At 64.5% G+C, this 13,093-nt stretch carries 13 protein-coding genes; 5 read left to right on the top strand and 8 right to left on the bottom strand.

What is annotated here, in order from left to right; all coding sequences use genetic code 11:
• Positions 1-142: 142 nt before the first annotated feature.
• A complete protein-coding gene (locus NITMOv2_RS08575) occupies positions 143-361 on the bottom strand; it encodes a cold shock domain-containing protein (protein ID WP_053379472.1) in 219 nt (72 codons plus the stop codon).
• Between the two features lie 295 nt (positions 362-656).
• Here NITMOv2_RS08575 and lptF point away from each other — a divergent pair, with 295 nt between their 5' ends.
• From lptF to lpxD, 5 genes are all read left to right on the top strand, one after another.
• Complete coding sequence (lptF, locus tag NITMOv2_RS08570; protein WP_187299410.1) at positions 657-1,748, top strand: LPS export ABC transporter permease LptF; 1,092 nt, start codon at positions 657-659, stop codon at positions 1,746-1,748.
• 3 nt (positions 1,749-1,751) lie between these two features.
• Positions 1,752-2,843, top strand: a complete 1,092-nt coding sequence (lptG, locus tag NITMOv2_RS08565) for an LPS export ABC transporter permease LptG (RefSeq protein WP_053379470.1) — start codon at positions 1,752-1,754, stop codon at positions 2,841-2,843.
• An 83-nt stretch (positions 2,844-2,926) separates the two neighbouring features.
• Complete coding sequence (gene fabF / locus NITMOv2_RS08560) at positions 2,927-4,183, top strand: beta-ketoacyl-ACP synthase II (RefSeq protein WP_053379469.1); 1,257 nt, start codon at positions 2,927-2,929, stop codon at positions 4,181-4,183.
• A gap of 37 nt (positions 4,184-4,220) precedes the next feature.
• A complete protein-coding gene (locus tag NITMOv2_RS08555; protein ID WP_053379468.1) occupies positions 4,221-4,535 on the top strand; it encodes an acyl carrier protein in 315 nt (104 codons plus the stop codon).
• Positions 4,536-4,541: 6 nt separating this feature from the next.
• Complete coding sequence (gene lpxD / locus NITMOv2_RS08550) at positions 4,542-5,633, top strand: UDP-3-O-(3-hydroxymyristoyl)glucosamine N-acyltransferase (protein WP_053379467.1); 1,092 nt, start codon at positions 4,542-4,544, stop codon at positions 5,631-5,633.
• Between the two features lie 17 nt (positions 5,634-5,650).
• On the opposite strand, the gene NITMOv2_RS08545 is transcribed toward lpxD, so the two are convergent.
• The 7 genes from NITMOv2_RS08545 to NITMOv2_RS08515 form a co-directional block, all read right to left on the bottom strand.
• Positions 5,651-6,172 carry a hypothetical protein gene (locus NITMOv2_RS08545; protein ID WP_053379466.1) on the bottom strand — a complete coding sequence of 174 codons (522 nt, stop codon included), beginning with the start codon at positions 6,170-6,172 and terminating at the stop codon, positions 5,651-5,653.
• A gap of 613 nt (positions 6,173-6,785) precedes the next feature.
• A complete protein-coding gene (locus NITMOv2_RS08540; protein ID WP_053379465.1) occupies positions 6,786-8,867 on the bottom strand; it encodes an HD-GYP domain-containing protein in 2,082 nt (693 codons plus the stop codon).
• 6 nt (positions 8,868-8,873) lie between these two features.
• Entirely contained in the window at positions 8,874-9,761 is an 888-nt protein-coding gene (locus NITMOv2_RS08535) for an ExeA family protein (RefSeq protein WP_145976236.1), read from the bottom strand.
• A 21-nt stretch (positions 9,762-9,782) separates the two neighbouring features.
• On the bottom strand, positions 9,783-10,724 hold the full coding sequence (locus NITMOv2_RS08530) for a hypothetical protein (RefSeq protein ID WP_053379463.1): 942 nt from the start codon (positions 10,722-10,724) through the stop codon (positions 9,783-9,785).
• 53 nt (positions 10,725-10,777) lie between these two features.
• Positions 10,778-12,064, bottom strand: a complete 1,287-nt coding sequence (locus NITMOv2_RS08525; RefSeq protein ID WP_053379462.1) for a response regulator — start codon at positions 12,062-12,064, stop codon at positions 10,778-10,780.
• Between the two features lie 36 nt (positions 12,065-12,100).
• A complete protein-coding gene (locus NITMOv2_RS08520; protein WP_053379461.1) occupies positions 12,101-12,547 on the bottom strand; it encodes a chemotaxis protein CheW in 447 nt (148 codons plus the stop codon).
• A gap of 3 nt (positions 12,548-12,550) precedes the next feature.
• Entirely contained in the window at positions 12,551-13,072 is a 522-nt protein-coding gene (locus NITMOv2_RS08515) for a chemotaxis protein CheW (RefSeq protein WP_053379460.1), read from the bottom strand.
• Positions 13,073-13,093: the final 21 nt, after the last annotated feature.

Raw genomic sequence — 13,093 nt, 5'->3', positions numbered from 1 at the left:
AGAATAGGCAAACGCTAACAGTATCAATAGGTTTTGTCTACAAATTGCATGAAACTCCGACGCCAGGGCGTAAAAAAAGCCGATGGGCCTGCCGTCCTTATCGGACGACAAACCCATCGGCATAACAGTGCGCCGCGAATCGCTAGGACGCCGGCACGGCAGTCTTCAGGACGTTCGCCGCCTGAGGTCCTTTGGCTCCCTGTACAATGTCGAATTCGACCGGTTCGCCTTCCTTCAGCGTCTTGAATCCGTCCCCCTGCAGGGCGGAATAGTGGACGAAGACATCTTCCCCACTGTCGAGACGGATGAACCCGAACCCTTTCCGATCATTGAACCACTTGACGGTACCTTTCGTCTTCACAAAACCCTCCTTTCCTCAACGACCACGCGCAGTTACGTAGCCGGCCCAATAAGCCGTATAGCGGCATGTATGAAATGGAAATATGGCACGAATGGGGCGGGAACACCGACGGGCACCAGCAGGATAGTTGAATCACTCACGGGGACCCATCTAGAGAATAAAAATCGCGTCGCATGTAACACAGCATCGCTACCCTGTCAAGCGGATCTTTTGGCCGCCGGCCCGGCACGGCCGGTTGGTTTACAGATCGGCCGGACTCCCCTATGATGTCTCGCAATTTTTCACACCGCGCGCCGTGATCCTGCGAACCCTGCTCGATCGTTATATCTTCACCGAGTTGCTCTCCCCGTTCGGGCTGAGTCTCGGCGCTCTCTGCTTCGTCATGCTGACGAGGGAGCTCCTGCGGCTGGTCGAGCTGCTGGTGTCCAAAGGCGTCGGGTTCTGGTCGGTCTTGAAAGTCTTCTCGATCCTCCTCCCCTCGTTTCTGGTGCTGACCCTCCCCATCGCCGGCATCATCGCTTCGATCACCGCCTTCGGCCGCTTGTCGTTCGATAAGGAATTGGTCGCCATGCGGGCGGCCGGGCTGAGTCTCTTCCGTCTCTCGCGGCCGGTGCTCCTCTTTGCCCTGTCGGTGTTCGGCCTCACGCTGCTGCTGTCCCAGTGGGGGCAGCCCTGGAGCTCCTTGAACCTGAAAAAGGTGGCCTTGAATCTGCTGCGCGACCAGCTCGTGCTGGCGCTCGAGCGCGGCACGTTCAACGAGCCGATCCCCAAAATGATGATCTACGTGCATGACAGCGCCGACGGCCGGACCGCGAAGGGGATCTTCGTCTCCGACGAGCGCTCGGCGGAGGAGCCGCGGGTAATCGTCGCCGAGCGCTATCAGGTACTCATGGACCAGGCCAACGACCAGGTGGCGCTGCGGCTGCTCAACGGCGTGATCCACAGCAAGCCGGACCAGATCGACCAGTACCAGCAGATCGCCTTCACCAGCTACGATCTCAAGTTGAATCTGAATCAAAGCGGCTACGCCACGGCGGAAGAGCGGCCCACGTACGAGGCCATCATGGCGCAGCTGCGGCAGTCGCAAGGCACGGACCCGACCGCGCTGCGCCGGCTGATGGAGTATTACAAGGACCTGGCCTTTCCCACGGCCTCGCTGGTCTTCTGCCTGCTGGGCGTGCCGGTCGGGATCGTCTCGAAACGCTCCGGCCGCATCGGCGGATTCGCGGTCGGCGTCCTGATCGTCGTGATTTATTATGTCTTCAACGTGGCCTGTGAATTCCTGGTGACCACCGGCGTGATCCCGCCGTTTGCGGGCGCCTGGCTGCCGAACGGCATCTTCGTGGTGATTACCGTTCTTTGGTTTCTCAAGATGAGCCGGCAATAAGCTATGACCATCCTCTTCCGCTACATCTTCCGCGAGTACGCCAAGATTTTCCTGATGTGTTTCGCGGGGCTGCTCACGATTTATCTGGTGATCGATTTCTTCGAAAAGATCCGCCGGTTCCTCCGGTACGACGTGAGCTGGGCGCCGCTGCTCCTGTACTTCGCCTTGAAGGTGCCGGCCATTTCGTTTCAAATCGCCCCGCTGGCGATCCTCATGGCGACCCTGCTGACGCTCGGCCTCCTCTCGCGCAGCAATGAGATCACCGCCATGCGCAGCTGCGGCATCAGTCTGCCCTGGATCAGCTCGCCCTTTGTCGTCTTCGCCGTCGGCATCGCCTTGATCCTCTTGTCGTTCAGCTCCACGATCATTCCGCTCGCCTCGGAACAGGCCGAAGCGATCCGGCTCATTCAGATCGAGAAGAAGGCCCTGCCCTTGACGGTCAAGGCGTCGCAGCCCTGGGCCCGGATCGGCGCCGAGGCGCTGATGCAGGTCGACCAGGTGGACCGGGGCGGCGCGACGATCCGCGGCGTGCGGCTCTTCCACTTCGGTCGCGGATTCCGGCTGGATCGCATGACCGAAGCGGACCAGGCCCGCTATACGCCGCACGGCTGGATCCTGATGAACGGCCACCAGCGGCGGTTCCGGCCCGACGGCACGGTGGATCTCATCGCCTTCGCCGAACAGCCGGTCGACATCCCGCTCATTCCGGACGACTTCGCCGGCTCGTTGTCGGGCGACACGGAGACGATGACCTTCCGCGAGATCCGCAACTACGTCGCCCGCTTCCGGGAGGAAGGGTTCTCGTTCACGCGCCTGCTGACGGATTACTATGGCCGGCTCGCCTTTCCCTTCGTGACGGTCATCATGGTCATCGTCGGCATCGCGCTGAGCTTGCGGCGGAGCGGCGTCCGCGGCGGCAGCATGGCGATGGGCATCGGCCAGGCCTTCATCGTGGGATTTTGCTACTGGACCACCCATTCCATCGCCATTGCGCTGGGACGCGGCGGCGTGCTCGCGCCGATGCTGGCCGGATGGATGGCGAATCTCCTGTTCGCGAGCTTCGGCCTCTATCTGCTGCTGAAAGTCCGCTATTGAGCCGCTGCATTGAATCCGCCGGTTGACTGCGTGCACACCTTCCGGTAAGTAGAGGCACGAGCTATTCGGAGGAAGGAGCTGTTTTGTCCACCCGCGTCGTCATCACCGGCCTCGGCGTCGTGTCGCCGATCGGCATCGGCGTGAGCGAATTCTGGAAAGCCGCGTTGGCCGGCCGCTCCGGCGTCACGGCAATCGAGTCCTTCGATCCCTTTCCGATGGACGGCTATCGTTCCAAGGTGGCGGGCCAGGTCCGTAATTTTTCGCCCGAGCGATATTTGCCGTCACAGCAAGCCGACCGCGTGGACCGGTACGCGCAATTCGCGCTCGTCGCGACGAAAGAAGCCCTGACCGATGCGGATCTCGTGATGGCGAAAGAAGCCCCGCACCGGGTCGGGGTGATCGTCGGGGCCGGCATGGGCGGCATGGTGATGGGCGAGCGGGAAATCACGCAGCTGTATCAGCAGCAGAAGCCGCATCGCGTTCACCCCAATTTCATTCCCGTGATCACGCTGAACAGCGCCTCCGGCATCGTGGCGATGGCCTCCGGGGCGAAGGGCCCGAACCTGACCATTTCCACGGCCTGCTCGTCCAGCGCGCATGCGCTGGGTCAGGCGCTCCAGTGCATCCGCAGCGGCCAGGCGGACGTCGTGATCACGGTCGGCGCGGACGCCAGCATTACGCCGCTGGTTTTCGCCGGCTTTTGCTCGCTGCGGGCGCTCTCCAGCAAATACAACGATCACCCGGACAAAGCCTCGCGTCCCTTCGATCAGGGCCGCGACGGCTTCGTGATGGGTGAAGGCGCCGGCGCGCTGATCGTGGAATCGTTGGCCCACGCCAGGAAACGCAACGCCCGCATCTACGCCGAGCTGGCCGGCTATGCCGCCACGAGCGAGGCCTATCATATGGTGATTCCTCGGGAAGACGGAGCGGAGGTCGCCATGACGATGAAGCTCGCGCTGGACAGCGCCGGCATCGCCGCCGCTCAGGTGGACTACATCAACGCCCACGCGACGTCGACCACCATCGGCGACGCCGTGGAAGCCAAGGCCGTGCGACAGCTCTTCAAAGGCCACGCGGACAAGATCGCCGTCAATGCGACGAAGTCCCTCATCGGCCATACGCTCGGCGCGGCCGGAGCGCTCGGCGCCGTCGCCACCTCCCTCGCCATCCACACGGGACAGATCCATCCGACGGCCAATTACGACCATCCCGACCCGGCCTGCCGATTGGCGGGGATCAGCCGATCGGTCCAGGAGCGCACAATCCGCGCCGCCCTCTTGAACGCGTTCGGGTTCGGCAGCAACAACGCCGCCGTGGTCCTGAAAAAGTTCGCGGCGTGAGAAATTCGCATCATGTGTTGCGACGAGGACTAATGCCATGACGCATCGCGCCATCGTCTCCAAGATCATCCAGGCGCTCGCCGAGTATTTGAAGCGCGACGCCGCCTCGATCACCGAGGAGCATCATTTACGCGACGATCTGGGCCTCGATTCCATGGCGGTCATCGAGCTGCTGTACAAGATCGAAGAAACGTTCAACATCCAAATCCCCGACCAGGACTTGACCGCCCTCACGACGGTCGGCTCCGTCGCCGCGTACGTCGAGGGACGGCTGACGCCCGCCGAACCGGCGAAAGTCCGCGCAGCCAAGCCGGCAACCGCCAAACCCAAGCCTCGGAAGAAGAAGCGATAACGCGCGATGGCCATTCCCCGTTCCGCTGCGCCGGTCACCCTCTCCCAGATCCACTCGCTGGTCGGCGGCGAGCTTCATGGCGACCCGGGCGCGACCATCACGTCGCTCGCGGGGCTGCAGGAGGCCACTCCGTCGGCTCTGTGTTTCATCGCCGGCGACAAAGCGCTCAAGTCGCCTCAGAACCTGCGCGCCGGAGCCCTGCTGGTCCATCGCCGCTATCCCGAGCTGGCCATTCCTCAAATCGTCGTGAACCATCCGCTCCTCGCTTTTGCGCAGGTCGCGCAACACTTTTTCGTCGCCACACCGGCTCCGCGCGGCATCGCCCCGGAGGTCTCGCAGGGAGCGGGCGTCCGCATCGGCAGCGACCCGTCCATCTGGCCCTTCGTGACGCTCGGAGATCGAGCGACGATCGGCAATCGGGTCACGCTCTATCCCGGCGTGTTCGTCGGCGCGGATTGCGCCATCGGAGACGACGCGGTGCTGTACCCGAACGTCGTCGTGCGGGAAGGCTGCTCGCTCGGCGCGCGGGTCATCGTTCACAGCGGCACGGTGATCGGCGCGGACGGGTTCGGCTACGTGCAGCATGAGGGCCGGCATCATAAAATTCCCCAACTCGGCGGGGTCGTCATCGAAGACGACGTGGAGATCGGCGCCAACGTCACGATCGACCGGGCGACGCTCGGCGATACGATCATCAAACGCGGCACGAAGATCGACAATCTGGTGCAGATCGCCCACAACGTGTCGATCGGCGAAGATTCGATCCTCGTCGCGCAGGTCGGCATCGCAGGCAGCACGACGGTGGGCCATCACGTCATGATCGGCGGACAGGCGGGACTCGGCGACCATCTGCACGTGGGCGACCAAGTCATGATCGCCGCGCGCACGGGTGTGAATCGGAGCCTGGAACGGAACCAAATCGTGTCGGGGGCGCCGGTGATGCCGCACGAAACATGGATGAAGGCGCAGGCGGTGATCCCGCGGTTACCGGAACTGCGACAACTCGTCAGGAATCTGGAGCAGCGGGTGGCGGCGCTGGAAGGCCGTCCGCGCGAGGCGGCAAAAACCGGCGACAAGAAACGGCGCGGCAAAAAATAAGTACTGTGCGCCGGCCGTTACTGCACGACTTTGCGCCAGAAAAACAGGCGCGCCCAGTAGAATCCGGCCCACGGCATGAGCAACGCCGGGACGGGACCCACCTCTCCATAGACCGCCGCCGCGATCGCGCCGCCGAGCAACAGGACGATCCCTGCCACATAGGCCGGCGCCACGAAGCGGCGACCGGGATGGCCGATCTTCGCCGGCTGCGTCTCCTTTTTCGTTTTGCTCCCATACCTGGCGGAGGCCATGCGCCATCGGGCCGCGAACACCTCCGGGAACTGCCGGTACAGATACTGTTGGTACCGCGTCTGCGCGACGCCGAGCAGCACGCCCAAGACGACAAGCCCGGAGCTTTGGTAGAACGTGTCCCACGTGTAGCTGTCGGCCGCGATCAGCTGATACCCCAATCCGCCTACGCCTCCGACCAGACAAATCAATCCCACCACCCCGGACGGAAACAGGATGTACGATTTGACGTACTCCTGCGCCTGGCTTCTGGTTTCCTCCGGCCGGCGCACGGTGACGAGCTTCGGCATGGCCCTCTCCACGATCTGAATGGAATGAACTGATGTGACCGGGGCGCATTATAACGATCCCGATCAGGACCGCAATCGTACAACAATGAACGGACAGATTGCCGCATTGTCCCGGCGCCGTCGGTCAATCGTCTATCCGCCGGTTTGTCGCACGGGTCACGCCCCTTCCAACCGCCCGCAAACGATCGCGTCTCACCGAGCCGCGTTGCGCGTGCAGTCGATCGATCGACTTCTTCAAGCCTGCGGTTTCGTGACGGCGACGATGGTTCGCCGCTGTGCGAGAGACCGATCGCCGATCGAATCGCCTTCGTCCTCATCGCTCAAGCGAATTTCCATTTCGGCGCTTCCGCTCCGAAGCCGTCCTGTCCACAAATTCTGTGGGCGGCTTGTGGATATCCATGTGGATGAGCGGTTCTCCATATGGCGGGCGGCGAGATCGAGCAGGATGCCCAAACCTTGGGCAGTGATTGCGCAACATTATCGAATAGTTCGCGTGAATCGGCGGCAGCGGAACACGCACCACAATCTATTGGGCACTCTTGATAGATTAAGAGGTTAGCAGACCGATTCGGGAGGCATTTGGGAGCGGCGGCCGGTTGTGAGTCGGTTGTGATTAAGCAGGAAGGATTTCTTCGATGGCGGCCCGCTCCATACGTCCCAAGCTGACCCATTGTTCGGCCATCGGCACGAGGGCCTTCAGTCGTTCCTCGACCGCTTCCAGACGCTGCGGCAAGGTCGCCACTTTCCTGTAAGCCGTGACCGTCAGGAAGGATTTCACTCCTTGCAAGAACATCGTGATCGTCGCCGCCTGAATCGTCTTGGCCGATTCGTGCAGCGCTTCCAGATGCGCCAGAATCGGATCGAGCTGCGACGCCGTCACAAAATCCTGCGCGCCCTGCTCGCGCAACCGGGCCAGCATCTCCGTCATTGCCGGCACTCGTTCGTGCACCTCGCGCAGAAAGGCTTCGTCCAATTCATCCAGCTCGCGCAGGATGCGCTCGATCGCGGCGGCGTCGATGCGCTCAGGCGCCGGCTGGTTTTCCTCGGCACGTTGGATGACCGCTTCCAACACGTCCCTCGCCGGCTGCACCGACCGGGCGCGGGCCTGTTGGAGTTCGCGCAACGCGTCCAACAACGGCATTGTCGCGGGCATCCGTTCCGGCGCAACCGGAGCAGGCAACGCCGCCGGCAGAGGGGGCTCCGCCGGTTCGGTCCGCTCCACCGCTCCGCGCTGCTCCGCAATCTGGTCAGGCGGTGCGGAAGGCGGTTCCGCAGCGGACTCCTGTCCGGCGAGACGCTGCACCGCGGCGGTAATCCGATCGAGGCCCGCTCCGAACGACCGCAGGGTCTCCGCCAGCGTATCGGCACGGGCGCGGCCCGCGTCCCGCAAGATCGGCAGGAGGTTCGAGGCCATCGCCTCGATCTCGAAAAGCTGCACGGTGGACGCCGACTTGGCGAGGTTCGTCACGCCGTTCAAGATAAACCCATAGAGTTTGGAGCGCACCGGACCTTCCGCTCCGTTGCCCAGCTGCTTCAAGGCCGTTTGGATCTGCGCCAACCATTCGCGCGCTTCCAGCGCGAACAGGCCGACGATCTCGTTGCGGAACGGCTGGTCGGCGCGATCTTCGGGAGCCGGCCCCGCGCTGTCCGCTGGCTCTTGCGCGCGGGCCGCCGGTTCCGCCTGCGAAGTAATGCGGGTCTCGACCACCCCTTGGATCGCCGTCGCGATGGCGTCGAGGCTCTCCAGCAAGGACGTGAAATGATCCGAGGCCCTGCAGCCCGACAAGACGGCGTCCGATTTCATCCCGCCGCCGGCGAAGCGGACCCGCCCGACGACGGGAGGATTGAGCGTGGCGACGATGGAGACGAGCGGCGTCAGGCTCAAATCGACGTCCCGGCCGTCCGACGGCTCTCCCCCCTCGTCTTCGTTCACCCGCACCACCGGGCGAAGCGGATAGCGGCTGTTGATGCGGATCACGGTCCCGACCTCTCCCGTCGTCAGACGCACCGTCGTCCCCAGCGGATAGACGGAGAGCTGCTCGACCAGCGCCTTCAGCACTTCGCGGGGGAACGTCGACCGTTCGCTGACCAACAATTCCTTGACGGCTTCGTGCGGCAGCAGCCGCCGGCGATAGGGCCGCTCGCTCACCAAGGCATCGAAGACGTCCACGACGCCCAGGATCTGGGCCATCTCGCCGATCTGCCGGCCCTTCAACCGGGCCGGGTACCCCTGCCCGTTGGACCGCTCGTGCGCCTGGCGCACGACCTGCGCCAGCCACTCGTACTCCGGGCCGGCCTGGCGGACGACTTGATACCCCAATTCGGGATGTTGCTCGATCAGCAGCCGCTCATCCTGCGTCAACCGCCCCGCCTTCGTCAGGATCGACTGCGGCACGGCGAACAATCCGATGTCGTGAACCAAGCCGGCCAACGCCAAGTGTTCCAGCTCCTTGCCGTAATAGCCCAGCCCGATGCCGACTTTGGTGCCGACGATCGCGACGTTGACGAGATTGGTGATCAACGGCGAGCCCGCAGGACCGGACAGCGCCTCCACCACCAACTCGTCGTTCTGCCTGAGCGACGACACGAGCCGCGCGGCCAGCACCTCCAGCCGCTCGAGTTGCAGCGGACGCTGGCGTTGGACGGCCGCCGCCGTTTCGCCCAGTTCGGCTTCCGCGTCACGATACCAAGTCATGACCCATCATATCCCTTCTCGGTGTTGCGCTGCGCACAGCAGCTCCTGGCCCAACCGGCCAACCAGGCGACGGCCGACGCGGGAAGCGCCCGCCCGGCGCCCCGCGTCGAGACAGGCGTCGCAGAGCGCATTGATCAGGCGGCAAATGCCGCCCGTCTGCGCGTGGATCTGCGCCAGCGCGCCGGGAGAAAACATATCCCGCGTGGAACCGGCCAGGACGAGGCGGCCGCGGACGTACGCCTTGGTCTCCGGCCGGGTGAAGCGCGGCAGATGCGCGTGCACCGCCACGCGTTGCGCCAGTTGCGGGATACGCGCCACCCGCTCCCGCAACTCCGGCTGGCCGAACAACACCAGCGTCAGTAAACATCGGTCGTTCAATTGAAAATTGCTGAGGAGGCGTAGATCCTCGAAGACCTCATCGTGCCGGATCCCCTGGGCCTCGTCCACGATCAGGATCGTCTCGATGCCGTGCTGATGATTCGCCAGCAGCCGTTCGTTGAGCCTGCGCAGTTGCTCGGCTTTGCTCCCGCCCGGCGCCATGCCGAATTGAAACAGGATCTCGCCGAGAAACTCCTCCTCCGGCATCGACGGATTCGCCACGAGCCCCACATCGTACCGCGTGTGCGGCAAGCTCAGCACCAGCGCGCGGGTCATGAGCGTCTTCCCGCTGCCGATCTCACCGGTCAACATGACGATCCCTTTGGGGCCGTGGATGCCGTAGAGGATCCGCCGCTTGGCCGCTTCATGCTGCGCGGAAGGGATGTAGAACCGGGGGTCGGGTACATTGTCGAACGGGCGGGCCGCGAGGCCCCAATATCCCTCATAGGACCATTCCACCGGACCGGCTTGTGACGCGGCCGGCGCCGGCGCTGCATCCACGGCAGAAACAATCACGGCTCCGTGTCCTCCGATGGGCTACGCCTGGGCGGGCAGCAACTCCCCGACCGCGGCCCGTTCCACGCGGCCCGCCTCCACCCACGATTGAACGGCCGGCATCACGGCCTTGAGCCGCGACTCGACGGCCTCGTACCGCCGGGCGGCGATCGCCACCCGCTGCTGCGAGACGACCGCCAGGAAACCGTGCAGCCCCATGAAAAAGGTCATGGCCTGCGAGGCGTTGACCTGCTGCGCCGACGTCCAGAGGGAGGCGACCAGCTCTTGAAGAGCCTGCATCCGCTCCGGCGCCCGCGCCGGCAAATCCGTCTCCATCTTGAGTTGGGCAATGCCGTCGCTGACGCGCGGCACCTGTTGCTGCACCGCCGACAAGAACGCGTCGTCGGCCTCAGCCGACCGCCCGAGGAAGTCGCGCATCGAATTCACGTCGCACTGCGCCACCCCGTTGTTGAGCAGGCCCTGAATCTGGCTGATCATCGTCTGGACCAGGTTGCGTGACGGAGCCGAGGAGCCGGCCAGGCGCCGCTCCATCTCCTGTAAGCCCGCGAGCAGCTCGCCGGCGGGGATCGTCACCGGCAGCGACTCGCATGCCGCGGCCTGGTCCGCCTCGAAGGTCACCCCGGTCGCGCGGGTCAGCGCCTGGTGAATGTGGCCCAGCTGCTTGCAGAGGATGAGGAAGTCGTTGGCGGAAATAGCGGCGGCGGGATTCTGGACGGCTTCGACGAAGGGCAGGGCCGCAAAGCTCGCCCGTTCGACCTCGTCGAGCCCGATCGTGGCGGCGGAGCCTCCCAGATTGGTAATCCCGGCCTTGATGGTCTGGGCCAGCTTCAGATGGCGGTCGGACGCCGGGCCCTGCTGCAGCTCATCCAACGCGACGTGAATCTGCTGGAGCCACTCGTGCGCCTCCTGCACGAAGAGTTCGATGAGTTCTTTTTGGAAATCATCTTCTGCTTCGACGGCCATCGGTCCTGGTTCCTCGGACACATCCCGGACATGCGGAGATCCGACAGGGCTAATTAGGATCGGTTCTTTCCGTGGCCGAGTTGTGAGGCCAAGCCGGCGATTTCACCCAGTTTGCGCGCCATCTCCTCGAATCGCTTGGTCGCCTGTTCGGCCGCCTGTTCGGTTTCCGACACCCGGCGGGTCAGCAGGGCGTTGCGATCCCGTTCCGTGGCCAACAGCGCGTCGACTTCCTTGAGCTTGGCCGCGGTCTGCTCCAATCGGTTGACGCTGTCCGCGGTCTTTTGCCGCTCGGCCGCCAACTGCGCCTCCAGCTCATCCACCCGCCGGGCCTGACGTTCGGCCTCCGCGAGCTTGCCGCTCAATTCCCCGACCCGCGCCCGTTCGCCGGCCAGCGCCGATTCGGCTTCCACGGACTTGCGTTCCAAGTCGGCGGCACGGTGCTCTTCCTGCGCCAGGCGGGTTTCGAACTCCTTGCCGCGGGCCGCCGCCTTCTCCAAACCGGTCAGTTGCTGGACGAGCTGCGCCGCGGCGGCGCGTTCGGCGTTGAGGGTCGCCTCGAGCTCGGCCACCTTGTTGACCGCTTTCTGCAGTCCCTGCATCTCCTGTTTCAGCTTCGCGGCGAGGGCCTGCTCGGCTTTCAGCGCGCGTTCCGCCTCCGCCAGGCCGGCCAGCTGCCGCTCCTGTTGAGACAGTTGTTCGGTCAATTGCGCCGCGCGCTCGCGTTCCGCCTTCAACTGCGGCTCCAGTTGGGCGCTTCGTGCGGCCGAGGCTTCGAGTTCCACAACCCGTTTGGCGAGCTCCGCGGCGCGCGCCCGCTCGGCATCGAGCAGTCCTTCTGCTTCCTTCAACCCCGCGACCGCCTGACGATAAGTCTCCAACTGTTCCTCGGAGACGCGCGGCCCACTCGGCTGCTCGGCGGGCGCAGGCGCCGGCACGGGAGCCTTGCGCGGCGCGGGGGCCGACGCCGGCTCCTGGCGCTTGGCGAGCAGCTCCATCACCCGATCTTTCAAGGAGGTGCCTTGAAACGGTTTCTTCAGCACTCCGTCGGCATGGCAGGATTCCGCCTGCTTCGTGACTTCGTCGTTGACGATGCCGGAGATGAGCAGCACGGGCGTCGAAGCCAGCGCCGCATTGCCGCGCACGAAGGCGCAGACCTCATAGCCGCTTTTGTCGGGCATGATGACATCGGACACGATGACGTCGGGCCGCTCCTTCGACAGATACGCCAGCGCTTCCTCTCCGTTCGCCGCCAGCGTCACTCCAAGCCCCGCCTCGGTCAGCAACCGCTCCGCGACTTTCCGGACCGCGATACTGTCGTCGGCCACCAGGATCTTCGGCATACCCACTCCCTTCCACCCGTTGTGACAATTCGTCCCTTATGAGACCGTTCCGAGTTTCGCAAATGACAGGATCGGGATTTCGTCCGGCCCGTGGACAAAACTTCCGACCGCTTCGAATTCGCCCCCCCGATAGGCGCGCATGGCGCCGCTGTCGAGCGTCTGGAGCACCGGCATCTCTTCGTCGATGCAGATCGCCATCGGTCCCCGCGGATGCTTCGCCGTCACGCACAACAACGCCTCGCCGCGCGGCGTCACATGCAGGAGACCCGCCAGATCGAACACCGGCAGCACGTCTTCGTCCCGGCGCACCACGGCCGACACAAAGGGCGTGCGGCTGGGCACCGGGATGCTGCCCGGCCAGTGCGAGATGCCGGCTACCTCGTCGGTCTTCACCGCCAAGCGGCGGCCGCCGACGGAAAAGAGCAGCAGCGGGCAGGGCCTCGCGGTGACCGTGTGCGCTCTGCCGAGTGCGGATCGGAGCATCGTCTATGCCATCCCTCCGGCCACGGCCGGCTGCCCGATCAGCCGCGGTTCCAACCTCGGCCCCACCGATCCGCCCGCGGGACCGCTTTCCACGCCTTCGAGCACCCATGCCGGATTGAGAATCAAGGCCACGCTTTCCTCGACCAGAATCAGACCTTGATACCACCGTTGTTCGTCGCCCTGAAACTGTCGCGACAGGGGACGCACTTCGGACGCTTCCACTTCCCTCAACCCGATGACCACGTCCACGCGCAGATGGCCCCGCTGGCCCCCCTTGGCCAGCAGCACGAAACGGGTCTCCGGCCCATCGCTCCCGGGGGCCAGGCGGAGGCGCGACGCCAGATCGATCTTCGGATAGGGAACCCCCTGCACGCGGATGACCGACTCGAGGCCCGCCTCGTCGACCGTCAACAAACCCTGCACCCGATCGGCATGCAGCGCAAAGGAGACCCCGCCGAGGGAGATGATCAGAAACCGTACGGTCGGCGCAACCGACGCCCTCGCATGACGCCCCCGCAAACTCATGGTCTCGCCTTACGCATGATC

This window comes from Nitrospira moscoviensis (assembly GCF_001273775.1).
In the GTDB taxonomy this organism is placed as follows: domain Bacteria; phylum Nitrospirota; class Nitrospiria; order Nitrospirales; family Nitrospiraceae; genus Nitrospira_D; species Nitrospira_D moscoviensis.
This window is presented reverse-complemented; position numbering and strand designations above follow the sequence as displayed.